Source organism: Variovorax sp. Soil_C_39 (assembly GCF_057656815.1).
This window is the reverse complement of record NZ_JBDGJQ010000001.1, coordinates 163,877-186,838: the sequence shown is the minus strand read 5'-3', so window position 1 is coordinate 186,838 and position 22,962 is coordinate 163,877. Positions and strand designations below refer to the sequence as shown.

Sequence of the window (22,962 nt, the reverse complement as noted above, 5' to 3'; positions counted from 1 at the left end):
GAAGCAAGGGACGAAGAAGGAGAGGGTGTGTGCGGCTGCTGCATGGAAGAGGCAGTCTACAAGCCATGCGCCAGAGGCCGCCTACCAGTCTTCCTTCACCGCCAGCACCGCGTCGCTGCCCGCGGCGGCGCGGCCCGCGAGCCAGGCCGTGACGGTGCCGGCGGCCACCACCGCCGCGCACAGCGCCGCGAGGCGCCCCCAAGGGACCAGCAGGTCCATGGTCCAGTGGAAGCTCTGCGGATTGACCACCTTCACGAGCACCAGCGAGACGGCGAGCCCGAGGCCCAGCCCCGCCACCGCGCCGATCGCGGTCCAGGCCGCACCTTCGCCCGCCACCACGGCCAGCACCTGCCGCCGCGTGAAGCCCAGGTGCGCGAGCAGGCCGAACTCCTTGCGCCGCGCCAGCACCTGGGCGCTGAAGCTCGCGGCGATGCCGAACAGGCCGATCGCGATGGCCACCGCCTGCAACCAGTAGGTCACGGCGAAGCTGCGGTCGAAGATGCGCAGCGACGTGGCGCGGATCTGGCCGACCGACGAGATCTCGATGCCGGTGTCGGGCGCCGCGCCATGGCGTGAAGCCAGGTCGCGGACCGCCGCCTGCACCGCGGCCTCCGAAGCGCCCGGCACGAGCCACAGCGACACGTCGCTGACCTCTCGCTCGCCGGTGAGCCGCTCAAAATCGCGCGCATCCATCGCGATCGCGCCGAACTGGCGCGCATAGTCGCGCCACACGCCCGCCACGAAGAACGGCTGCGGCGCCGTTCGGCCCGCACGGCCCAGCGCCGAAGCGAGCGGCGCGTACGGCGCGCCGGGCTTCGCGCCATGCAGCTCGACCATCGGCTCGCTCACGTAGATGCCGATCTGCCCGGGCGGTACCGGCAGTGCCGGCCCGGTGAGCGGCAGCGCCTGCGCCGCGCCGCCTTCGAGGCTGCGCGAGATCAGCGTGACCGCGGGCTGCGCGGGATCGAGCTGCAGCGCTCGGGTGCGCAGCGTGCCGGTGCGCGCCACGCCCGGCAATTGGCCGAGCGCCTGCACGAAGGCCGGCGAGAAGGCCGCGGTGTCGCCGCCGCCGCTGCCCGATGCGGCGCGCAGGTACAGGTCGGCCGGCAGCACGACGTCGAGCCATTGGGTCACCGAATCGCGGAAGCTCGCGACCATCACCGTGAGCGCGACCGCGAGGCTCAGGCTCGCGACCACGCCGCTCACGGCCACCGCCGCGGTACCGCGCATGCGGCGCGCACGCTCGATGGCCAGCATCGGCAGCAACCGGCGCGCGAACATCGGCGCCATCCGGTCATAGAGCAACGCGACGAACCAGGGCAGGGCGGTGATGCCGCCCACCAGCAGGCAACCCACCGACACATAGGCCGCCACCGGAATGCCACCGATCGCAGGCAGGTTGGCCAGCAGCGCGCCCGCAACCACCAGGCCGAGCGCGAGCCAGTGGCTGTTGCCCTGCGTGGGCGCGGCGCCCAGGCCCTTGAGCGTCTGCGCCTCGGGCAGCGCCTGCGCCGCGCGCGCGGGCCACCAGCCGCCGGCCAGCGCCGCGAGCACGCCGAGCGCGCCGTACAGCAGCGCCGCGCCGCCGTTCCAATGCAGCGTCGGCGCCACGCCTTCGAAGTACCCGCCGCCGAGGTCGCCGCCGAGAACCCGCAGCGCGAAGGCCGCGAGCGCGGTGCCCAGCGCGAGGCCGGCCAGGCTGCCGACCAGACCCAGCACCAGCGATTCCGCCAGCACCAGGCGCAGCCGCTCGCGCGGCGTGAGGCCCAGCACGCCGAGCAGCGCGAACTGCTGCGCGCGCTTGGCAACGCTGAGCGCCAGCACCGAGAACACCAGGAACGCGCCCGTGAACAGCGCCACCAGCGCCAGCACGGTGAGGTTGACGCGGTAGGCGCGCGAAAGGTTGCTCACGCGCTCGGCCGCATCGCCCGGCTCGGCGAACTGCAGGCCCGCGGGCCAGCCTGGCCCGCTCGGCGTTTGGGCGAGCGAGGCGGTGAACGAAGCCTGGTCGGTACCCGGCGCGAGCCGCAGGTCGATGCGGCTGAGCTGGCCGAGGCGGTCGAACAGGTCTTGCGCGGCCCCGATGTCCATCACCGCGATCGCGGCGCCGCCGGCCGCGACGTGGCCTGCGACCTCGAGCGTGCGCCAGGCGCCCCCGCCGCTGCGCAGCCGCACGGTCTCGGTGCCGCCCTCGGCGGCCTCGGGCGCGAGCCCCAGCGCACCGCGCGCCGCGGCGTTGAGGAACACATGGCCCGGCGCCAGCATCGCGAAGCGCGACGCATTCTGGCGCGGCTGCGGCATCAGCGCCGGCGCGATGGTGGGGAGTGCCAGCGCGTCGATGCCGATCACGCGCAGCGGCACCTGGCGCTCGTCGCCCGCGAGCGCAAGGCCCTGGATCTCGAGCACGGGGCTCGCGAGCACCACCTGCGGATGCCGCGCCAGCGTGGAGAACACGGCCTCGTCGAACCGGCCCTGCACCGCGCGCACTTCGAGGTCGGGCTGGCCGTTGACCGAACGCACCGCGCTGGAGAATTCGTCGAGCGCCGAGGCATTGATGAGCTGCACCGAGAACGCGAGCGCCACGCCGAGCATCACCGCGAGCACCGCGGCCGCATTGCGCCAGGGGTGATGGCGAAGTTCCTGCCATGAGAAGGTGGTGAGCAAGGCGCGCATGGGGCCATTGTGGCGGGCCGACCGGCGCACCGAGCGCGTGGCACCATGCGGCACCTGTCCATGTCCGGGAATCGACGATGAGCTTTCTCTCCGCGCACCGCCGCATGCTGGCTGCGCTGCTGGCCGCACTGCCGTGGCTGGTTGCCACCGGCGCCGCCGCGCAGTTGGCGCCGTCCGTCGCGGATGCGGGCGCGGCGCCGCTGTCGCTCGCGAGCGACCCGGCCCTGATCGCGCGCACCGCGCTGGGCAGCGAGCGCGGCACGGTCGTGGTCGGGCTGCTGCGCGGCGGGGAGGCGCACTACGGCGGCGCCCACAACCCCGCGCCACCGGACGGCCCGCGCCGGGTGCCGGCCGACGGCGCGGAGCAGCCGATGTTCGAGATCGGCTCGGTCACCAAGGTCTTCACCGGCCTGCTGCTCGCACAGGCCGTCGAGCGCGGCGACCTCCGGCTCGACGACGACCTGGGCCGGCTGCTCGCTGACAAGGTCGCGTCGCTGCCGCCGGCCGTGGCTTCGATCACGCTGCGCCAGTTGGTGACGCACACCGGCTGCATGCCGGTGATGGCCGACGGCGTGGCACGCGGCCCGGCGCTCGCGTCGCAGATGCGTGCGCTCGAACGTCAGGCGCTCTACGAGTCGCTGGCCCGCATCACGCTCACCGGTCCGGCGCCGCCCTGCGCGGGCAGCTACAGCAACCTCGGCATGGCGCTGGTCGGCCAGTTGGTGGCCGAGCGCTACCAGACCACCTGGGGCGAGCTGGTGCGCGCGCGCATCACCGAGCCGCTGGGCATGAACGACACCGTGGTGCTGCTCGGCGCCAAGGCTTCGCGCATGGCGCCTGCGTTCGCGGGCGACCGGCGGCGGTCGCTGCTCGACATGAAGGCCTATGCGCCGGTGGCCGCACTGCGCTCCACCGCGGCCGACATGCTGCGCTTCAGCCGCGCGATCCTGGCTGGCGCGCGCGGTCCGCTGGGCCCGGCCGCCGAGCGCCTGCTCACGCCGCTGGCGCGCTACGAGGGTGCGGAGATCGGCTACGCGGTGATGGTGCGCGGACGCGAGGGCGAGCACCGCACCTACTACCACGCGGGCGTAACCGAGGGCTACCGCACGCTGTGGCTGCTCGCACCCGACACCGGCGAGGCCATGATCCTGCTGGCGAGCAACACGCGCGCGCCGCTGCAGCGCGTGATGCTTGCGATCGGCAAGAGCCGCTATCCGGTGGCGGCCGACGAGGTGCCCGTCGATGCCGCGGCGCTCGCACAGTACCGCGGCGAATACCGCGTGAGCCAAGGCAAGTCGCTCGAGTTCACCGTGCGCGGTGGCCGCCTGCTGGTGCGCGAGAGCGGGCGCGGCTACAACCCGCTCAAGCCCGTGGGCAGTGACCGCTTCGTGGTCGGCGAGATCGGCGCGCAGATCGTGTTTCGGCGCGAGCGCGGCGCGATCGTCGGTGTGACGCTGGCGCAGGGCGGCAGCGAGATCACGGCCCGGCGCGTGAATGACGCAGCGGCGCGCGAGTAGGCCGGCGGGCCTTCACAGCCGTTGTGCCAACGCGCCCAGGTAGGCCCGCACTGCCGCATCCGCGCTGAGCCCGATCGCACGTTCAAAGGCCTGCCGCGCGGCGGCGCGCGCGCCGCCAGCCGCGAGCAGGTGCGCGCGTGCGGCCCAGAAAGGCTGGTAGTTCGACACCTCGTCGGCGGGCAGGGCGTCGAGCGCACGCAGACCCGCCTCGGGCCCGCGGGCCTTCGCGAGCGCACACGCCAGGCTCACTTGCGCGCCGATGCCGGGCCGCAGCCCAAGCAGGCTTTCGTAGAGCGACACCAGCGCTTCGCCGGACACCAGCGCGCCGACGCGGCGCTCGCAATGGGCCGACTGGATGGCGGCCTCGAGTTGGTAGGCGCCCGTGCGCTGCAGCGCCGTCGCGCGGCCCAGGCTGTGCTCGGCTTCGGCGAGCAGACCGGGGTCCCAGCGCGCGGTGTCCTGCTGGTCGAGCGGCACGTAGGCGCCGCTGTCGCTGCGACGCGCGCCGGCGCGGCTTTCGCAGAACAGCATCAGCGCAAGCAGGCCCAGCGGCTCGGGTTCTTCGGGCAACAGGCCGCACAGCATGCGGCCCAGTTCGATGGCTTCGGCCGTGAGCCCGGTGGGCCGCGCATCTGCCCCGTCGACGTCGTCCCAGCCGCTGCCGTAGGCCGCGTAGATGGTGTCGAGCAGATCCTGCAGCCGCTGCGGCAGTTCACGTGGTGCAGGGCGTTCGAATGCATCGGCGATGCCGCGCAGCTGCGCCTTGGCGCGTTTCAAGCGCTGGGCCAGCGTGGCCGGCGCGGCGAGAAAGACGCCGGCCATGCGCGCGGTATCGACGCCGAGCAAGGCCTGCAGCATCAGCGGCGTGCGTGCGCCGGCATCGACCTCGTAATGTGCGCAGGCGAACATCAGCCGCAGCCGCTCGTCGGGCAGGTCGCGGTGCTCGGCCTCGGCCGTGTCGGTCTCGCCAGCCAGGAGCAGCAGCGCGCGCGTGGCTTCGTCCTGCGAGCGCGTGTGGCGCCATGCGTCGAGCCGGCGGTTGCGCGCCACACCGAGCAGCCAGGCGTCGGGCCGCTCGGGCACCCCGTCGGCGGGCCAGCGTTCGAGCGCGCGCGCGAAGGCATCGGCCAACGCGTTCTCGGCGCCGGCGATGTCGCGCGTGCGCACGGCAAGGATGGCGAGCAGCCGGCCGTGGGACTGGCGGGCGGCCCTGGCGGGATCAGACTGCATGGTGCACCCCTTCCTCCAAAGCAACCCGGAGGATCGCTCTGCGCCATTCTTCGACTGCCGCGCCGGCGGCGCAAGGCCGATTTGCCCTGTAGGCCTTGCGACAGCCTCCTAGGCCGCGCGGGCCCGTTCGGCCGGGGCGAACATCGCCTCGAGCTCGCTGCGCAACCGGTAGGCGGCGGTGGTGGTGTCGATCGCCACGTCGGCCCAGCAGAGGCTCTGGCCCTTCTTCACCGGGCGCACCACCTTCACGTCGTGCGCGAGGCCGAGCGGCAGGCCACCCAGGCGCATCGACCGTTCGGCCGGCAGCAGCTTGCCCCAGACGGTGTAGCCGCCTTCACCGTCGAGCATCTCGCCGGGTGCGAGATCGCGCTTGGCGGTGGCGACCACGTCGGCATTCCAGCAGGTGGCCACGCCCGTGGCCTCGCCGCGCAGCGCCACGCTGGCCACCGACATGCCGACCTCGAGGCCGATCAGGTGCCAGCGCTTGTAGAGCGTGAAGTAGCGTCCGCTCGGGTCGGTGTGGGCGTTGTATTCCTCGAAGCAGTTCTTGATGTAGTCGGTCTCGGCCTCGACTGTGACCCACACGCCCATGCGGATGTCGTAGGGAATGCGGCGGCCGTCCGCCTCGAGCGAGGAAACCACCTCGACCATGCCCTTGCGTTCGAGCACGCCGCCTTCGCTCTTCGGCCGCGTGACGAAGGGAATGTCTTCCACGCTCGCGGGCGGATAGAGCAGGCCGTCCGAGGGCACGCTGAGGCCGGTGGCATTGGCCACGGCCGAGCTTTCGATCGAGGGCTTGGAGCCATCGAGAAAGCTGTTGAACATCTTCGGATTGAGCCCGCCGCGCTGGGCCTGCTCGGGCGTGAGGCCGTAGTTTCCCCAAACCGTCTCGGGCGTCGATTCGCTGAAGTGCGGCAGCCACTTGTGGCCGCGCCCGGCCGCCACCACCGGAAAGCCGCAGGTGCGCGCCCAGTCCACGAGGTCGCAGATCAGCGCGGGCTGGTCGCCGAAGGCGAGCGAATACACCACGCCGGCCTGCTGTGCGCGGCGCGCGAGCAGCGGACCGCAGAAGGCGTCGGCCTCGACCGTCACGTTGACCACGTGCTTGCCGTGCGCGAACGCGTCGAGGCAGTGGTCGACCGCCGCCACCGGGTGGCCGGTGCATTCGACCACGATGTCGATCGAGGGCTCGCGCGTCACCGCCTGCCAGTCGTCGGTGACCCAGGTGCTGCCGGTGTCCAGCGCTTCGGCCACCGAGCGTGCGGCGCTGCGCTCGGGCTGCCAGCCGACGCGCGCGAGATTAGCGCGCGCCGCGGCGGGCGAGAGGTCGGCAATGGCCACCAGCTGCACGCCGGGGGTGCGCGGAATCTGCGCCAGGTACATCGAGCCGAACTTGCCGGCGCCGATCAAGCCGATGCGGATCGGGCGGCCTTCGGCTTCGCGCTGCTGCAGGCGGGTGTAGAGGCTCATGGGGTCAGGCCTCCACGGTGTCGCGCACCTCGAGCGAGGTCGCCAGCGCGCTCTCGGGCAGGCCGTTCTTCCACGGCAGATCGACGGGGTAGGGCTTCAGCAGGCAGTCGTCGGGCAGCATCTCGATCGGCGCGAAGTCGCGGTGCGCGATGTATTCGGGGCGCTTGTGGCGGCGGATGTGGTTGCTGACCGCGCACAGGCTCAGGTACACCGCCACCCGGTTGAACGGCGACAGGTTGCTGCCCGAGGCATGCACCAGGCAGCTGTGGAACAGGATCATCGAACCGGCCGGACCCTTCGGCGAGACGATGCCGCCCTGCTTGCCGCCGGCGCGCTCGACCAGCTGACGGATCAGGTCGTTGTCGACCGTCCAGAGCGGATAGCTGGTCGTCGTGAGATCGTGCTTCGCATCGACCACGCCTTTCCTGTGGCTGCCCGGAATGAACATCAGCGGCCCGTTGTGCTCGGTCACCTCGTCGAGAAAGATCGCAACGTTCATCGCACGCTCGGTGGGCATCAGGTCGTCGTTGAGCCAGGTGCCGTAGTCCTGGTGCCATTGCCACACGTCGCCCTCGAAGGCCATCTTGCCGTTGATCTTGAACTGGTGCATGTAGACCTCCTCCTCGAAGAGATCGCGCACCGGGCCGACCATGCGCGGATGGCGCGCGAGCTTCGCGAATGGTTCGCTGATCAGGTGGGCCGCGAAATTGGTGCGCACCGCGTCCGATCCCTTCTCGCGCACGTTGAAGGCCTCGCGCCGGCTGTAGAGCGCGGGCACGGCATCGGTCAGCACGCCGATCTCTTCCGGCGAGAAGTGGCCGGGAAAGAACAGGTAGCCCTCGCGCTCGAACTGCGCGCGTTGCTCGGATGTCAGCTTCATGCGGTGTCTCCTTGGGGGGTGGGGTTTGGGAAAGAGGGCGCGGCGGCCGTGCCGCGCGAAAGCTGTTCGGCAAGCCGCCGGCCGAGCGCCTCGCTGGCCTGGGCCACATGCGCTTCGCTCAGGCGCGCGGCCCGCTCGGCATCGCCCGCCGCAATGGCCGCTGCAATGGCTTCATGCTCGTCCCAGAGCGAGTCGCGCTGCGGCTCCGCCTGCAGCACCGCGCCCATCGCGCGGCGCAGGTGGCGCCAATGCTGGCCGGCGCTCTGGCCGATCAGCGGGTTGCCCGAGGCGTCGTAGATGGCCTGGTGGAAGGCCATGTCGGCGTCGATCATGGCCTCGACGTTGCGCCCGCGCGCGGCGCGGCGGCCGCGCTGCATGAGCTTCGGGTCGATGATGAAGCGTTCCCCCGCCGCGAGCCGTGCGGCCAGCACGTCGAGCGCGCCGCGCACCTGGTAGACCTTCTTCGTCCACTCGGCATCGAGTGGCGCCACGAGCACGCCGCGCCCCGGTGCGTCGTGCACGAAACCGTCCTTCTTGAGCAGGCGCAGCGCCTGCAGCACCGGCTGGCGCGACACTGCGAGACGCTGGGCGATGTCTTCCTGCGTGAGCCGTTCGCCGGGCGCGAGTTCGCCGCTGCTGATGGCGCCGAGCAGGGCGCGGTACACCTGGTCGACGAGGTCGGGAGCGGCTTCGATGCTGACGAGCTGGGCGGGCATGGTGGTGGAAGGCTCCTGTTCCTGAAGTCTGTATACAGAGTACAGAGATTGGCGCCGCCGCGCGCAGCGGGTTTTCACCCATGCCGGCCGAAAGAAAATGCAACCGGCTAAGCTGCGCGCATGCAGTCACTTCCCACCTACGACGACGTCGCCGCCGCGGCCGCGCGGCTCGAGGGCCATGCCCATCGCACGCCCGTGCTGCGTTCGCGCACGGCCGATGAACGCTGGGGCGCCAGCTTCTTCTTCAAGTGCGAGAACTTCCAGCGCATGGGCGCGTTCAAGTTCCGCGGCGCCTTCAACGCGTTGTCGAAATTCGACGCGGCCCAGCGCAAGGGCGGCGTGATCGCGTTCTCGTCTGGCAACCATGCGCAGGCGATCGCGCTGTCGGCGCGGCTGCTGTCGATGCCGGCCGTGATCGTGATGCCCCTGGACGCACCCACCGCGAAGGTCGCGGCCACGCGCGGCTACGGTGCCGAGGTGGTGACCTACGACCGCTTCACCGAAGACCGCGAGGCGCTGACGAAGCGGCTTGCCGAGGAGCGCGGCATGACGATGATCCCGCCCTACGACCATCCGGACGTGCTCGCCGGACAGGGCACCGCGGTGAAGGAGCTGATCGAGGAGAGCGGCCCGCTCGACCAGCTTTTTGTCTGCCTCGGCGGCGGCGGGCTGCTGTCGGGTTCGGCACTGTCGGCGCGCGCGCTGGCGCCGGCCTGCAAGGTCTACGGCGTCGAGCCCGAGGCCGGCAATGACGGACAGCAGTCGTTCCGCACGGGCCGCATCGTGCACATCGAGACGCCGCGGACCATCGCCGACGGCGCGCAGACGCAGCACCTGGGCGAGTACACCTTCGCAATCATCCGCCGCGACGTGGACGACATCCTCACGGTGACGGACGACCAGCTGGTCGAGGCGATGCGCTTCTTCGCCGAGCGCATGAAGATGGTGGTGGAGCCGACCGGCTGCCTGGCCTTCGCGGGCGCCATCGCCGCGGGCAAGGCCATCGCAGGGCAGCGCGTGGGCATCGTGGTGAGCGGCGGCAATGTCGACCTGGCGCGCTTCGCGTCGCTGATCGCGAGTTGAGCTTCTTCAGGCACGAATGCCGCTGGCCGTGAGGTGCAGCAGGCGGTCGGCGCGGGCCGCGGCGCTTTCCGAGTGCGTCACCAGCACCAGCGAGGCGCCATGCTCGCGGGTCTGGCGCACGAGCAGTTCCATCACCTTGGCAGCGGTCGACGGGTCGAGGTTGCCCGTGGGCTCGTCGGCCAGCAGCAGCGCAGGGCGGTGCACCAGCGCGCGCGCGATCGCCACGCGCTGCAACTGGCCGCCCGACAGCGTCTGCGGCAGCCGTGCGCCCATGTCCCCCAGGCCGACCGCCTCAAGCATCTGCGCGACGCGACCCTCGTCGCGCGCAGCGCCCAGCAGCATCAGCGGCAGCGACACGTTCTGCGCCACGTCCAGGTGCGGCAGCACATGGAAGGCCTGGAACACGAAGCCCACATGCCGGCGCCGCCACAGTGCGCAGGCTTCGCCGTCGAGGGCGCCGATGTCGGTCTCGCCATGCCGCACCGTGCCGGTGTCCCAGCGATCGAGGCCGGCCATGCAGTTGAGCAGCGTCGACTTGCCGACGCCCGACTCGCCGACGATCGCGACGAACTCGCCAGGCGCGATGGTGAGCGTCACATGCTCGAACACGGGCACGTCGCCGTAGTGCTTGCCGAGGTCGGTGATGCACAACGTCATGCCTCGATCGCCTCCGCCATGCATTGCACGGCCGCGTCGGTGGCCCCGGGCGCGTCACAGACGATCACCGTGCGCTGCGGCATGCTGCGCAGCCAGGTGATCTGCCGCTTGGCGAGCTGGCGCGTGGCGGCAATGCCGCGCTCGCGCAGCGCATGCATCGCGGCAGCGTCGGGCGCGTCGAGCTCATCAAACATTTCCCAGGCCTGGCGATAGCCGACGCAGCGCATCGATGGCAACTCGGGCGAGAGATCGCCGCGTGCGCGCAGCGCGCGCACCTCGTCGAGGAGGCCCGCGGCCAGCATCGCGTCGAAGCGCTCGGCGATGCGGGCATGCAGCCAGCCGCGGTCGGCGGGTTCGAGCGAGAACAGGCGCCCGCCTGCGGCCGCGGGCGTGGTCTTGTGGGCGCCCGCATGAAAGCGCGACAGCGGCTGGCCGCTGCTTTCCCACACTTCGAGCGCGCGCTGGATGCGCTGGCTGTCCTGCGGCGCGAGCCGCGCGGCGGTTGCCGGATCGACCTCGGCGAGCCGCGCGTGCATCGCGGGCCAGCCGATCGCCGCGGCCTCGGCGTCGATGCGCGCACGCACCTCGAGGTCGGCCGCGGGCATCGCGTCGATGCCGTCGAACAGCGCCTTGAAATACAGCATGGTGCCGCCCACCAGCAGCGGCAGGGCGCCGCGCGCGCGGATCTCGCCGATGAGCCGGGTGGCGTCGGCGACGAACGCCGCGGCGCTGTAGCGCTCGCTTGGATCGAGGATGTCGATCAGGTGGTGCGGCACGGCGCGCAATTCGCCGTCGCTCGGCTTCGCGGTGCCGATGTCCATGCCGCGGTAGACCAGTGCCGAGTCGACGCTGACGATTTCCACCGGAAGCCGGCGCGCCAGCGCGAGCGCGGCGGCGGTCTTGCCCGATGCCGTGGGCCCGGCCAGCGCGATGTACTTCAGGGGTTCGGGGCGGCCGGAGGCGGCGACGGAAGGCGGCATAAGCGCCCGAGGGTAGCAAACAACCAAAGCCGCGGTGCCGCGGCAGGGCAGCGCCTGCCGCCGGGGCTCAGATCGACTGCGCGCCCGCCTGCCGTGCCCTGGTCTGGACTTCGGGCTGCGAACCGTCGGCGTCGATGCGGTTCGCGGGCGGCAGCACCGGCTGCGGCCGCGGCGCACGCGCGAACGTGGCTTCGGGGTTCATGCGGAACAACTGCGTGAGCGCCGAGCGGTATTGCGCCGCGCCGATCGAGTTGGTGTTGTGGTGCGAACCGCCTTCGACCAGCACGAACAGCTTTGGTACGGTGGCCGCCTCGTAGAGCTTGCGGCCCAGCGTGGGATTGATGAGGCTGTCGGCGGTGCCGTGCACCACCAGCAGCGGTGCGCCGATGTCCCTGACCTTGTTGATGGCCTCGAAGCGCTGCGTGATGAAGGGGCCGAACGGCAGCCAGCCCCACTTGAAGCTGCTCACCACGTCGGCGATCGAGGTGAAGGTGCTCTCGACCACGGTGCCGCTTTCGTCACCCACGCGCGAGGCGAGGTCGATGCCGATGGCGCCGCCGAGCGAGTGGCCGAAGATGTAGCGGTGCTGCTTCGGATGGCGCGCGGCGAGCCAGGTCCAGGCTGCGCGGGCGTCCTCGCGCGCGGATTCCTCCGACGGCAGGCCCTTGGTGCTCTTGCCGAAGCCGCGGTAGTCGATCGCGAGCACCGAGAAGCCCAGTTCGTGCATGCGCTGGATGCGCGGGGCCGAACCGGCCACGTTGTAGCGCGCGCCATGCAGGTAGAGCATCACGGGGCGGTCGGTCGTCTCGGGTTCGCCGCCGAGCCAGAGACCGTGCAGCCGCGCGGGCTCGCCGGTGATGGACGACTGGAAGTCGATCCAGACATCCTGCATGCCCGAGGTCATGCTGGCGCTGTTGCCCCAGCTCCGGTCGCTGGGCTGGAAGATCCATTCGCGTTGTCGTTCGTCGAACGTGGCGCAGCCGGCGGCCAAGAGGGCGCAAAGCGAAAGAACGGAGGCAAACAGGGACCAGCGTTTCATGGGCAAGGGACAGACAACGATGTCGGCGGAAAAGTTCATGTGCTTTCTTCCTGGAACACGCCGACACTGCATTCCAGGCCTCCCCCTGCCAAAGTGTTCATCGACACTTTGGTCCTCACATGCAACGCCCGTGCCCAGACCGCGGATGACGGCGAAATCTCCGGAAAAACCCTCAACAATTTGTAACGAACTTAGCGACCGCGCATGAAAAGCGCGTCGAGTTCGCGGACCGACAGCTGGCGCCAGGTCGGCCGGCCGTGGTTGCACTGGTCGGAGCGCTCGGTGGCTTCCATCTGGCGCAGCAGGGCGTTCATCTCGTCGATCGTGAGCTTTCGGTTGGCCCGCACCGCGCCGTGGCAGGCCATGGTCGAGAGCAGTTCGTTCTGCGCCCGCTGCACCACGGTGCTGGCGTCATGTTGGGCCAGTTCGGCCAGCACGCTGCGCGCGAGCTCGACCGGGTCGCCGTCCGCCAGCGTTCCGGGCACCGCGCGCACCGCCAGGGTGCGTGGCGAGAACGGCGTGATCTCGAGGCCCAGCGTGGGCAGGACCGCGGCGCAGGCCTCGGCGGTCGCCACTTCCTGCGGCGTGGCCGCGAAGGTGGCCGGAATCAGCAGCGGCTGGCTCGTGATGGCGGCGCCTTCGAGCTGCGACTTGAGGCGCTCGTAGACGATCCGCTCGTGCGCCGCATGCATGTCGACCACCACCAGCCCCTGGCTGTTCTCGGCGAGGATGTAGATGCCCTGCAGCTGCGCGAGCGCGCGGCCGAGCGGCCAGGCCTGCTCGCTGGTGGCGGCTGCCGGTGCCTCGGGCGCCGCGGACAGCCCCGTCGGGGCGCGGAACGGCACGCCCGGCGCCGCCTCGTCCTGGCCGGTGCGCCGCGGCCACATGGCCTCGAAGTCGCCGGCGCCGCGCTCGGCGGCCCTGAAATTGATGGCCGGCTGGGTCCAGTTCTCGCCGCTGGCGGGGACCGGCTGCTTCAGGAAGAAGGGCGTGGCGGCCGCGCTCGCCGATGCCACGGCGGCATCGCCCGCGCGCGGCGCGGCGAGCGCGTCCTCGATCGCATGGCGCACCGCCTGGTGCACCTCGCGGCCATCGCGAAAGCGCACCTCGATCTTGGTCGGGTGCACGTTCACGTCGACGCGCGCGGGATCGATCTCGAGGTACAGCACGTAAACCGGCTGGCGCTGGCCGTGCAGCACGTCTTCGTAGGCGCTGCGCACCGCGTGCGACAGCACCTTGTCGCGCACGAAGCGGCCGTTGACGTAGAAGAACTGCTGGTCGGCGCGCGAGCGTGCCGCGTCGGGGATGCCCGCGCGGCCGACCACGCGCACCGCGCCGCCGAGGTGCTCGACCGTCACGCTCTGCGCGACGAACTCATCGCTCAGCGCATCGGCGAGCCGCTGCTCGCGGCGCTCGGCCGCGCGCCACTGCTCGACGAGCTTGCCGTCGTGCCAGACCGAGAAACCGACCTCGGGGCGTGCCAGCGCATGGCGGCGCACCGCATCGATGCAGTGCGCCAGCTCGGTGGCATCGGTCTTCAGGAACTTGCGGCGCGCGGGCGTGGCGAAGAAGAGTTCGCGCACCTCGACCGTGGTGCCCACGGCGCGCGCCACCGGGCGCAGCTCGCCGGTGCGGCCGTCGAGCGCGAAGGCGCTGTCGGCGCCGCCAAAGCGCGACAGGATGCTGAGATCGGCAATGGCATTGATGGCCGCCAGCGCTTCGCCGCGAAACCCCATCGTGCCGACCGTCTCGAGGTCGTCGAGGCTCGCGATCTTGCTGGTGGCGTGGCGCCGCAGCGCCACCGTGAGTTCCTCGCGCGGAATGCCCTGGCCATCGTCCTCGACCGAGATCAGCCGCACGCCGCCCGAGGCCAGCCGCACCGTGACCTGGCGCGCGCCGGCATCGAGCGCGTTGTCGAGCAGTTCGCGCACCACCGAGGCCGGGCGCTCGACGACCTCGCCGGCGGCGATCTGGCTGATCAGCTCGTCGGGAAGCTCGCGGATCGGCCGGCGTTCGGAAGCAGGGGAAATGGAAGCGGGAAGGGCACTCACGAGCGGCATTCTAGAAGCGCATCCACCCGCGCCGCCTGTGGCCGGCAGATGCCCTTCAGCCCCGCGTCAGCAACGTGTTCGACGGCAGGGTCTCGTCGAGCAGCTTGCGCGCCGTCTCGACGCCGGCCACCGGCAGCAGCGCGGGGTCGAGCAGGCCGACCTGCACCAGCACGCTGGCCTGGTCCCAGTAGATGTGCTCGTGATAGAGCTTGTTGCCGCGGAACTTGATGACGGCCAGCAGCGGCACCTCGACGCGCCGCCCCGTGGGCGCCACGCCCGGCAGCATCCACGGAATTTCGGTGGTGTGGGTGAAGCTGAACAGCAGCTCGTCGACCACCTGCGTGGCGCCGACGGTACGCGAGATCGATGTCAGCGTGGTGTCGGGCGGATTGCTGTTGACGAAATGGTTGCTGTAGAAGGCATGCAACGCCTTGTAGCCCACGCCGCCGGTCATGGTGGGAATGTGGTTTACGTAGGGCTCGGCGACCATGGTCGACATGGTGTCGTCGACGTTGCGCGTGCCGAATTCGTATTCGCAGTGCTTGTCCCAGAGCGCCGACAGGTCGTAGTTCGGGCCGATCGCGGCCTTCAGCGCGGCGATGCTGCGCTCGTGTGCCATGAGCGCCGAAGGCTTGTGGAAATGCTCGCCGCCCGCGCGTGCAAACGCATGGTCCATGCCCGGATAGACATGCAGCGTCACGTCGGGGCGGCCGGCAAGCGCCTGCACGATGCGCTCGCGGGCTTCGGGCGGACAGAACTTGTCGAGCTCGGCGATGTGCAGCATGAGCGATCGGCGGATGCGCTCGGCCTCGTCGAGCGCTGCGTCGATGCCCACGCCGTAGTAGCCCACCGCCACATCCGCATCGGTGCGGCAGGCCGCGAGGTAGGCGAGCTTGCCGCCGAGGCAGAAGCCGAGCACGCCGGCCTTGCCGCCGTCCACCTCGGGCAGCGCGCGCAGCGCGTCGAGGGTCGACTGGATGTCTTCCATGCCTTTGGCCTCGTCGAAGCCCTGGTAGAAACCGAACGCGCGCTGCCAGTCGGCCTCGCTGTAGCCGAGCTCCACCTCGGGCTCCTGGCGCCAGAACAGGTCGGGTACCAGTGCCACGTAGCCCTCCTCGGCGTAGTAGTCGGCAACCTCGCGCATCGTGTGGTTGATGCCGAAGATTTCCTGTGCGATCACCAGGCCGGGGCCGCTGCCGGCCTCGGGCGTTGCAAGGTAGGCACGGAAGGAGCCGCTGCCGTCACGGGCATCGACGCGGATGTATCGACCTGTCATGTGGGATCTCCGAATTCATCATGGAACGCCGGACGGCGTGCAGCAAGGATAATCCGCGACCATGGAAATCATCAGCTTTCTCGTCGACTTCATCCTGCACGTCGACAAGCACCTCGAGGCCTTCGTCATCGCTTATGGCCCCTGGGTCTACGCGCTGCTCTTCCTGATCGTGTTCGTGGAGACCGGCGTGGTGGTGATGCCGTTCCTGCCCGGCGACTCGCTGCTGTTCATCGTGGGTGCGCTGTGCGGCGCGGGGTTCATGAGCTATCCGCTGGCCTGCGCGATCCTCATCGCGGCGGCGATCCTCGGCGACCAGTGCAACTACAGCATCGGGCGCTACTTTGGGCCGAAAGTGTTCAAGTGGGAGAACTCGCGCTTCTTCAATCGCAAGGCCTTCGATCAGGCCCACGCGTTCTACGAGCGCTACGGCGGCGTCACGATCATCCTGGCGCGCTTCATGCCCTTCATCCGCACCTTTGCGCCCTTCGTGGCTGGCGTGGCCGAGATGAACCGCGCGAAGTTCACCATGTACAACGTGGTGGGCGCGCTGATCTGGGTGCTCGGCATCGCCACCGCCGGCTACTTCTTCGGCAACCTGCCGTTCGTGCGCGAGCACCTCGACAAGATCATCTGGGCGCTGATCTTCGTGCCGGGCGTGCTCGCGATCTTCGGTGCCTGGCGTGCGTCGCGCGCCGAGAAGGCGCGCGCGGCGGTTCCCACGAAGGCCTGAGCGTACAAAAAAAAAGCGCGCCGGCGGCGCGCTCTTTCAATGCCGGCCCGCTCAGTAGCGCGGGCCATTGTTCGGATAGTAGGTTCCAGGCGGGTAGGCCTGCTGCTGCTGGTTGTAGTAGTTGCGCTCGTCGACGTTGCGGCCCACCTGATTGCCGATGACGCCGCCAATGGCCGCGCCGCCCAATGTGGCGCCGGTGTTGCCGCCGATGGCATGCCCCACGGCCGCGCCGCCGAGTGCACCGATGCCGGTGCCCAGGTTCTGGTTGGGGCCGGAAGCGCAGCCCGCCAGCGCCATGACCGTGGTAGCCGCTGCAGCGGTGATCCAGATTCGTGCCTTCATCATGATGTCCACCTTTCTAGAGTGATGGACTCATCATGCGCAAAAGTCGCATTCGCCCAGTGTAGGAGTCTGCCGCGCATAGGTGTGCGGTCTGACGGCCCGGGCCGCGTGGGACGGCAGGGCGGGGCGCGCCTTCAAAGCTGCCGGCTGCGCGCGAGCGGCGGATTCTGCGCGAAGTAGCGCTGGATGCCGCGCATCAGCGCATCGGAAAGGTCTTCCTGATAGCTCGCGCTGCGCAGCTTGGCTTCTTCCTCGGGGTTGCTGATGAACGCGGTCTCGACCAGCACGCTCGGGATGTCGGGGGCCTTGAGCACCGCGAAGCCGGCCTGCTCGACGCGGGGCTTGTGCAGCCGCGCGCCGATGCCGCGGATCTCGCCGAGCATCGCGCCGCCGAGCTTGAGGCTGTCGTTGATCTGGGCCGTGGTGCTCATGTCGAGCAATGCGCGCTGCACCTGCACGTCGTGGTTGCCGACGTTCACGCCGCCGACCTTGTCGGCATCGTTCTCCTTGTTCGCGAGCCAGCGCGCGGCGCTGCTCGACGCGCCGCTCTGGCTCAGCGCGAACACGCTTGCACCGCGGGCGGCGGGCGTGGTGAATGCGTCGGCATGGATGCTCACGAAGAGGTCGGCCTGCACGCGCCGCGCCTTGTCGACCCGCACGCGCAGCGGCACGAAGAAGTCGGCATCGCGCGTGAGAAAGGCGCGCATCGGGTTGCCGTTGACGCTGCTCGCGTTGATGCGGTCGCGCAGCCGGTGCGCGATCTGCAGCACGATGTCTTTCTCGCGCGTGCCGTTGGGACCGATGGCCCCGGGGTCCTCGCCGCCATGGCCGGGATCGAGCGCCACGATGATGATGCGGTCGGTGCGGTTCGCGGTCGCGCCGCTGCGCGCCACGGCCACGGGCGGCGGTGCCGCGGGAGGGCGTGCTGAAGGCGCAGGCGGTGTGGGAGGCGCGGGCCGCGTGGCCTGCTGCGCCATCAGTTCGCCGAGCGGATCGGCCTGCGCTGGCGCATTGGCGACGGCGGGCGGGCGCGGCGGCATGACCGGCACAGGCACAGGCATCGGCACCGGCGGCGGAACCGGCGGGCGCGGCAGGGGCGGCGCGGGCACGTTCGGCGACGGCCGCACAAGGATCGGTGGCCCCCCGTCGGGGGCCAGGCCGGTGTAGCCGGCATAGGGCGCGGCCGGGGGCGCCGCTGCGACGGCGGCATCGTTGCTGCCGTTGCCGCGCCCGCGCGGCGCGTCGCGCAGGCGTTCGGCAATCAGGGCCTCCATCGGGTCGACCGGCTGCTCGGGGTACAGGTCGAGCACGAGCCGGTGCTTGTACGAGGCGATCGGCGCGAGCGAGAAGACCTGCGGCACCACCGCCTGCTTCAGGTCGAACACGATGCGCACCACCTTCGGTGCGTACTGGCCCACGCGCAGCCCGTTGATGTAGGGATCGCCGGGCTTGATCTTGCCGACGAGTTCGCGCAGCTCGGGGTTGAGGTCGATGCCCTCGATGTCGACCGCGAGCCGCGGCGGGCTGCCGACCACCAGCTGCTGCGACTTGAGCCGCGCGTCGGATTCGATGGTCACGCGCGTGTAGTCGGCCGCGGGCCACACGCGCACTGCCAGGATGGTGGCGCCGCGCGCGATCTGGTGCACGCCGAGCATCAGCGCGACGCTGCCGCCCTGCAGCAGCACGCGCCGCTTCAGCCCGCTCGCCTTCATGCGCCGGTCTGCGCCAGCAGGGCGCTGCCGCGGGGGGTGTTCGCAAGAAGGGTCACGTGGCGGGTGTCGTCGGTCATTGCTTCTATTTTAATAGCGAGGTCGGCAGCCGGTATATGGCCGGCGGCGTTGTCGGGCCATTCGGCGAGCTTGAGTCCGGGTCCGGCGAAGATGTCGCGGAAGCCCGCGTCCTCCCATTCGCGCGGGTCGTTGAACCGGTAGAAGTCGAAGTGGAAGATGGCGAGCCCATCGGGCGCCTCGTGCGGCTCGACCACGGCGTAGGTCGGGCTCTTGATGCGGCCGTCGATGCCGAGCGCACGCAGCAGGTGGCGAACGAAGGTGGTCTTGCCCGCGCCGAGGTCGCCGTGCAGTGCGACAAAGGCATCGCGCAGCGCCGGGGCGGCGGCGAGGGCGCGCGCAAAGGCGGCGGTGTCGTCCTCGCTTTGCCAGTGCAAATTGCGGCTGGCGTTCGGGGTCTTCTGCGTTTCTACAATCGGCAAGTGATCGTCAGCCATCCACTCGTTGCTCGTATTCAGGCCTTGGCCCGGGAACTCGGATTCTCCCAAATAGGGATCGCGGGCGTCGATCTGTCGAGCGCCGAGGCCGGTCTGATGCAATGGCTGGCCCATGGGTTCCATGGCGAGATGAAATACATGGCAACGCATGGCACGCGCCGCGCGCGGCCGGCCGAGCTGGTGCCGGGCACCGTGAGCGTGATCACGGCGCGCATGGACTACCTGCCGCGCGACACGCCCGAGGGCGAGTGGCAGGCGATCGAGTTCGATCGGCTCTCGCGTCCCGGCGAGGCGATCGTCTCGCTGTATGCGCGTGGCCGGGACTATCACAAGGTGATGCGCACGCGGCTCGCGAAGCTCGCCGAGCGCATCGCCGAGGAAGTGGGGCCGTTCGGGCACCGTGCCTTCACCGACTCGGCGCCGGTGCTCGAGGCCGAGCTCGCCTCGCGCAGCGGCCAGGGCTGGCGCGGCAAGCACACGCTGGTGCTCGATCGCGACGCGGGCTCGATGTTCTTCCTCGGCGAGATCTACGTCGACATGGCACTGCCGGAGAGCGAACCGGTGAGCGCGCATTGCGGCAGCTGCAGCGCTTGCATCGACGTGTGCCCGACAAAGGCCATCGTCGCGCCCCACCGGCTCGATGCGCGGCGCTGCATCTCGTACCTGACCATCGAGCATGCCGGCGCGATCCCGCTCGAATTGCGCCCGCTCATGGCCAACCGCATCTACGGCTGCGACGACTGCCAGCTGACTTGCCCCTGGAACAAGTTCGCGAAGAAGAGCGTGCTGCCCGACTTCGATGCGCGCGAAGGGCTCACGGGCCAGACGCTGGCATCGCTTTTCGCCTGGACAGAGGACGAGTTCCTGCGCCGCACCGAAGGCAGCCCGATCCGTCGCATCGGCCACGAGCGCTGGCTGCGCAACATTGCCGTGGCCCTCGGCAACGCCCTGCGCGCCGGCGAACCGGGCGCCGCCGAGGCGCTGGCCACGCGCGCGGACGATGCCAGCGCGCTGGTGCGCGAGCATGTGGCGTGGGGGCTTGCGCAAGGCGCCGGGGCCGATGCTGCCTAGCGCGGCAGCGCCAGCGCGAACGGCAGGCTCACCACCCCCAGCAGCGTAGACAGCGTCACCAGCCCCGCCACGTACGGCCCGTTGTAGCCCATGCGCGCCGCGAGCACATAGGCGCTCGAAGCGGTCGGAACGGCCGAGAACGCCATCAGCACCGCGGCCTGGGTCGCGTCGAGGCGCAGTGCATGCGACAGGCCCCAGGCCACGAGCGGCAGGAACAGGTGGCGGATGGCGAGCACCGATACCGCGAGCGCCTTGCCGCGTCCCAGCGTTGCGAACTGCATGCCCGCGCCCGCGGCCATGAGGCCGAGCGCGAGCGACGCGGCACCGATGCGCGTGAGCGTCGGCGTCGCCCAGTTCGGTACGGTGAGCCCCAGCACGTTGGCGAGCAGCCCGGCGAGCGTGGCGACGATGAGCGGGTTGCGCACCAGTTGCCGCGCGAAGCCGGCCTTGGCATGCCGCGCCATCGGCCAGACGGCGGCGATGTTGAACATCGGCACGCACACGCCGATGAGCACCGCGATCAGCAGCAAGCCCTGCGGACCGGCAAGCCGCTCGGCGAGCGCCAGGCAGATGAAGGAGTTGAAGCGGAATCCGATCTGCGCACTGGCCGCGTGGTCGCGCCGGTCGATGTGCCGGCCGAGGCCGGGCACGAAGGGCAGGGCGTAGGCCATCGCGATGCCGCAGACGCCGACACCCACGCCGGCCGTGAGCAGGCTAGAGGTGGCGCCGAAATCGAGCGGGCTGCGCACGATCGAGTGGAACAGCAGCACCGGAAATAGAAAGTAGTACACGAGGCTCTCGACCTGGTCCCAGACGCGGCGGTCCAGCGCGGTGTAGCGGCAAAGTAGCCAACCGATGGCGATGAGCGAGAAATCCGGGAAGAGCAGCTGTGCAAAGTTCACCGCTTCGAGCATAAACCGTAGAAAACCATGGGTAATCCACAGCACAGGGCGGCGCGTGCTGCGGCTAGCATCCGGGGCTTTGCTTTTTCGACCACAGTCAATCAAGGAGTTATAGATGCAACGTCGTCAATGGAGCGCCATCGTGGGTGCTGCCGCGCTGCTCGCGGCCACGGGCCAGAGCTTTGCCCAGGGCTATCCCACCAAACCGGTGGAACTGAGCGTTCCCTTCGCGCCGGGCGGCACCACCGACATCGTGGCGCGCGTGATCGCTGATCCGCTGGGCAAGGTGCTCGGCCAACCCGTGGTGGTGATCAACCGCGCCGGCGGCGGCGGCATCGTGGGCGCGGCCGAGACGGCGCGCGCGGCACCTGACGGCTACAAGCTCGGCGTGGCCACGGTCTCGAGCACGGCGGCCAACCCGGCCATCAACCCGAAGGTCCCCTACGACCCGATCAACGACTTCACGCCGATCATCAACATCGCGGCCACGCCGAACATCATTGCGGTGAACCCGAGCTTCCCGGCCAAGAACTACGCCGAGTTCGTGGCCGAGCTGAAGAAGAACCCCGGCAAGTATTCGTACGCGTCGTCGGGCACGGGCGGCATCGGCCACCTGCTGATGGAGCTCTACAAGAGCCTCACCAACACCTTCGTCACGCACATCCCGTACCGCGGCGCGGGCCCTGCGCTCAACGACGTGGTGGCGGGCCAGGTGCCGATCATTTTCGACAACATCCCCTCGGCGATGCCCTTCATCCAGAGTGGCCGCCTGGTGCCGATCGTGGTGTCGGCGCCGCAGCGCCTCGCCGCGCTGCCGAACGTGCCCACCTTCAAGGAAGTCGGGCTCGAGCCCGTCAACCGCATGGCCTACTACGGCATCCTCGGCCCCAAGGGCGTGCCGAAGGAAGTGGTCGACAAGATCAACGCCGGTGTGAAGAAGGCGGTCGAAGATCCGGCAGTGAAGAAGCGCATCGAGGACACCGGCTCGCTGATCGTGGCCAACACGCCCGAGCAGTTCGCCGCGCAGATCAAGGCCGAGTACGAGGTGTACAAGCAGGTGGTCGTAAAGCAGAAGCTCAAGCTCGAATGATCCGCCTCGCCTGAAAAAAGGGCCGCCCGCGCACGGGTGGCCCTTTTCTTTTGTTCTTCACCGTTTTCTTTTTGCTATCTTGCCGCCATGACCGAGGCCGCCGCCCCGCCCACTCGTGGAATCGACGACTTTATCGACGCCCTCTGGCTCGAGGACGGGTTGTCGAAGAACACGCTTGCCGCCTACCGGCGTGACCTAGCGCTGTTCGCGCAGTGGCTGCACAAGGAGCGTGCGGGACTCGCGCTCGAGGCGGCGAAGGAGAGCGACCTGCAGGCCTACATGGGTGCGCGCCTGTCCACGCGCGGCAAGGCCACGTCCGCGAACCGGCGGCTCACGGTGTTCAAGCGCTACTACCGCTGGGCCCTGCGCGAGCGGCGCATCGTGGCCGATCCGAGCCTGCGGCTCGCGCCGGCGCGCCAGATGCCGCGCGCGGTGAAGACGCTGTCGGAGAAGCAGGTCGACGACCTGCTCGCCGCGCCCGACGTCGACACGCCGCTCGGGCTGCGCGACCGCGCGATGCTCGAGCTGATGTACGCGAGCGGGCTGCGCGTGAGCGAACTGGTTTCGCTCAAGGTTACCGACCTGAGCCTCAACGACGGCGTGCTGCGCGTGCTCGGCAAGGGCAGCAAGGAGCGGCTCGTGCCCTTCGGCGGCGAGGCGCGGCGCTGGATCGAGCGCTACCTCGAGGAATCGCGGCCCGACATCCTCGGCGGCCAGCAGACGCAGGACCTGTTCGTGACCGCACGCGGTGCGGGCATGACGCGCGTGATGTTCTGGATGATCGTGAAGAAGCAGACCACCGCGGCCGGCATCCATGTGCCGCTGTCGCCGCACACGCTGCGCCATGCGTTCGCCACCCACCTGCTGAACCACGGCGCCGACCTGCGTGCGGTGCAGCTGCTGCTCGGGCATGCCGACATCTCGACCACCACCATCTACACGCACGTGGCGCGCGAGCGGCTCAAGCAGCTGCATGCGCAGCACCATCCGCGCGGCTGATCCACTCGGCCGGGCACGGCGCGTGGGCCGAA

Annotated in this window: 20 protein-coding genes; 6 read left to right on the top strand and 14 right to left on the bottom strand. The window is 70.0% G+C overall.

Annotated elements, in window-relative coordinates; translation table 11 throughout:
* Window positions 1–81: 81 nt before the first annotated feature.
* Window positions 82–2,673 carry an FtsX-like permease family protein gene (locus AC3A6J_RS00910; protein ID WP_487858016.1) on the bottom strand — a complete coding sequence of 864 codons (2,592 nt, stop codon included), beginning with the start codon at window positions 2,671–2,673 and terminating at the stop codon, window positions 82–84.
* 77 nt (window positions 2,674–2,750) lie between these two features.
* Between AC3A6J_RS00910 and AC3A6J_RS00905 the strand changes: the two genes are divergently transcribed.
* Complete coding sequence (locus tag AC3A6J_RS00905; RefSeq protein ID WP_487858015.1) at window positions 2,751–4,190, top strand: serine hydrolase domain-containing protein; 1,440 nt, start codon at window positions 2,751–2,753, stop codon at window positions 4,188–4,190.
* Between the two features lie 12 nt (window positions 4,191–4,202).
* Here the strand turns inward: AC3A6J_RS00905 and AC3A6J_RS00900 are convergent, their stop codons facing one another.
* From AC3A6J_RS00900 to AC3A6J_RS00885, 4 genes are all read right to left on the bottom strand, one after another.
* Window positions 4,203–5,420 carry an RNA polymerase sigma factor gene (locus tag AC3A6J_RS00900; protein ID WP_487858014.1) on the bottom strand — a complete coding sequence of 406 codons (1,218 nt, stop codon included), beginning with the start codon at window positions 5,418–5,420 and terminating at the stop codon, window positions 4,203–4,205.
* 108 nt (window positions 5,421–5,528) lie between these two features.
* Window positions 5,529–6,890 carry an NAD(P)H-dependent oxidoreductase gene (locus AC3A6J_RS00895; protein ID WP_487858013.1) on the bottom strand — a complete coding sequence of 454 codons (1,362 nt, stop codon included), beginning with the start codon at window positions 6,888–6,890 and terminating at the stop codon, window positions 5,529–5,531.
* A gap of 4 nt (window positions 6,891–6,894) precedes the next feature.
* Window positions 6,895–7,770: a phytanoyl-CoA dioxygenase family protein gene (locus tag AC3A6J_RS00890; RefSeq protein ID WP_487858012.1), complete on the bottom strand. Its 876-nt coding sequence runs from the start codon at window positions 7,768–7,770 to the stop codon at window positions 6,895–6,897.
* Window positions 7,767–8,486, bottom strand: coding sequence for a GntR family transcriptional regulator (locus AC3A6J_RS00885; RefSeq protein ID WP_487858011.1), 720 nt, complete (start codon window positions 8,484–8,486; stop codon window positions 7,767–7,769). Before AC3A6J_RS00885 ends, AC3A6J_RS00890 begins: the two co-directional genes overlap by 4 nt.
* A 120-nt stretch (window positions 8,487–8,606) precedes the next feature.
* Here AC3A6J_RS00885 and AC3A6J_RS00880 point away from each other — a divergent pair, with 120 nt between their 5' ends.
* Window positions 8,607–9,569 (top strand): threo-3-hydroxy-L-aspartate ammonia-lyase, encoded by a 963-nt coding sequence (locus tag AC3A6J_RS00880; protein ID WP_487858010.1) that lies wholly within the window; start codon window positions 8,607–8,609, stop codon window positions 9,567–9,569.
* Window positions 9,570–9,575: 6 nt separating this feature from the next.
* Here the strand turns inward: AC3A6J_RS00880 and AC3A6J_RS00875 are convergent, their stop codons facing one another.
* The 5 genes from AC3A6J_RS00875 to AC3A6J_RS00855 all read right to left on the bottom strand — a co-directional run bounded on the left by AC3A6J_RS00875 (window position 9,576) and on the right by AC3A6J_RS00855 (window position 15,572).
* Window positions 9,576–10,226, bottom strand: coding sequence for an ABC transporter ATP-binding protein (locus AC3A6J_RS00875; protein ID WP_487858009.1), 651 nt, complete (start codon window positions 10,224–10,226; stop codon window positions 9,576–9,578).
* Window positions 10,223–11,206 (bottom strand): tRNA (adenosine(37)-N6)-dimethylallyltransferase MiaA, encoded by a 984-nt coding sequence (gene miaA / locus AC3A6J_RS00870; RefSeq protein WP_487858008.1) that lies wholly within the window; start codon window positions 11,204–11,206, stop codon window positions 10,223–10,225. Before miaA ends, AC3A6J_RS00875 begins: the two co-directional genes overlap by 4 nt.
* Before the next feature lie 67 nt (window positions 11,207–11,273).
* Window positions 11,274–12,245: an alpha/beta hydrolase gene (locus tag AC3A6J_RS00865; RefSeq protein WP_487858007.1), complete on the bottom strand. Its 972-nt coding sequence runs from the start codon at window positions 12,243–12,245 to the stop codon at window positions 11,274–11,276.
* Window positions 12,246–12,436: 191 nt separating this feature from the next.
* Window positions 12,437–14,296 carry a DNA mismatch repair endonuclease MutL gene (gene mutL / locus AC3A6J_RS00860; RefSeq protein WP_487858006.1) on the bottom strand — a complete coding sequence of 620 codons (1,860 nt, stop codon included), beginning with the start codon at window positions 14,294–14,296 and terminating at the stop codon, window positions 12,437–12,439.
* Between the two features lie 55 nt (window positions 14,297–14,351).
* Entirely contained in the window at window positions 14,352–15,572 is a 1,221-nt protein-coding gene (locus AC3A6J_RS00855) for a dienelactone hydrolase family protein (protein ID WP_487858005.1), read from the bottom strand.
* A gap of 61 nt (window positions 15,573–15,633) precedes the next feature.
* Between AC3A6J_RS00855 and AC3A6J_RS00850 the strand changes: the two genes are divergently transcribed.
* Window positions 15,634–16,302, top strand: a complete 669-nt coding sequence (locus AC3A6J_RS00850) for a DedA family protein (RefSeq protein WP_487858004.1) — start codon at window positions 15,634–15,636, stop codon at window positions 16,300–16,302.
* A gap of 51 nt (window positions 16,303–16,353) precedes the next feature.
* Here AC3A6J_RS00850 and AC3A6J_RS00845 read toward each other — a convergent pair whose 3' ends face one another.
* From AC3A6J_RS00845 to tsaE, 3 genes are all read right to left on the bottom strand, one after another.
* Complete coding sequence (locus AC3A6J_RS00845; protein WP_487858003.1) at window positions 16,354–16,647, bottom strand: YMGG-like glycine zipper-containing protein; 294 nt, start codon at window positions 16,645–16,647, stop codon at window positions 16,354–16,356.
* A gap of 131 nt (window positions 16,648–16,778) precedes the next feature.
* Window positions 16,779–18,356: an N-acetylmuramoyl-L-alanine amidase gene (locus AC3A6J_RS00840; protein ID WP_487858002.1), complete on the bottom strand. Its 1,578-nt coding sequence runs from the start codon at window positions 18,354–18,356 to the stop codon at window positions 16,779–16,781.
* Window positions 18,353–18,868 carry a tRNA (adenosine(37)-N6)-threonylcarbamoyltransferase complex ATPase subunit type 1 TsaE gene (gene tsaE / locus AC3A6J_RS00835; RefSeq protein WP_487858001.1) on the bottom strand — a complete coding sequence of 172 codons (516 nt, stop codon included), beginning with the start codon at window positions 18,866–18,868 and terminating at the stop codon, window positions 18,353–18,355. The genes AC3A6J_RS00840 and tsaE overlap by 4 nt, the downstream gene beginning before the upstream one ends.
* Between tsaE and queG the strand changes: the two genes are divergently transcribed.
* Complete coding sequence (queG, locus tag AC3A6J_RS00830) at window positions 18,854–19,939, top strand: tRNA epoxyqueuosine(34) reductase QueG (protein ID WP_487858000.1); 1,086 nt, start codon at window positions 18,854–18,856, stop codon at window positions 19,937–19,939. The two genes, tsaE and queG, sit on opposite strands and share 15 nt — an antisense overlap.
* Here the strand turns inward: queG and AC3A6J_RS00825 are convergent.
* Window positions 19,936–20,853 carry an AEC family transporter gene (locus AC3A6J_RS00825; protein WP_487857999.1) on the bottom strand — a complete coding sequence of 306 codons (918 nt, stop codon included), beginning with the start codon at window positions 20,851–20,853 and terminating at the stop codon, window positions 19,936–19,938. The genes queG and AC3A6J_RS00825 overlap by 4 nt on opposite strands.
* A gap of 103 nt (window positions 20,854–20,956) precedes the next feature.
* Here AC3A6J_RS00825 and AC3A6J_RS00820 point away from each other — a divergent pair, with 103 nt between their 5' ends.
* Together AC3A6J_RS00820 and xerD are read left to right on the top strand one after the other, a co-directional pair.
* Complete coding sequence (locus AC3A6J_RS00820; RefSeq protein ID WP_487857998.1) at window positions 20,957–21,931, top strand: tripartite tricarboxylate transporter substrate binding protein BugE; 975 nt, start codon at window positions 20,957–20,959, stop codon at window positions 21,929–21,931.
* Between the two features lie 87 nt (window positions 21,932–22,018).
* The gene (gene xerD / locus AC3A6J_RS00815; RefSeq protein WP_487857997.1) at window positions 22,019–22,930 is read left to right on the top strand and encodes a site-specific tyrosine recombinase XerD; all 912 of its coding nucleotides are present in this window, start codon (window positions 22,019–22,021) and stop codon (window positions 22,928–22,930) included.
* Window positions 22,931–22,962 lie beyond the last annotated feature (32 nt).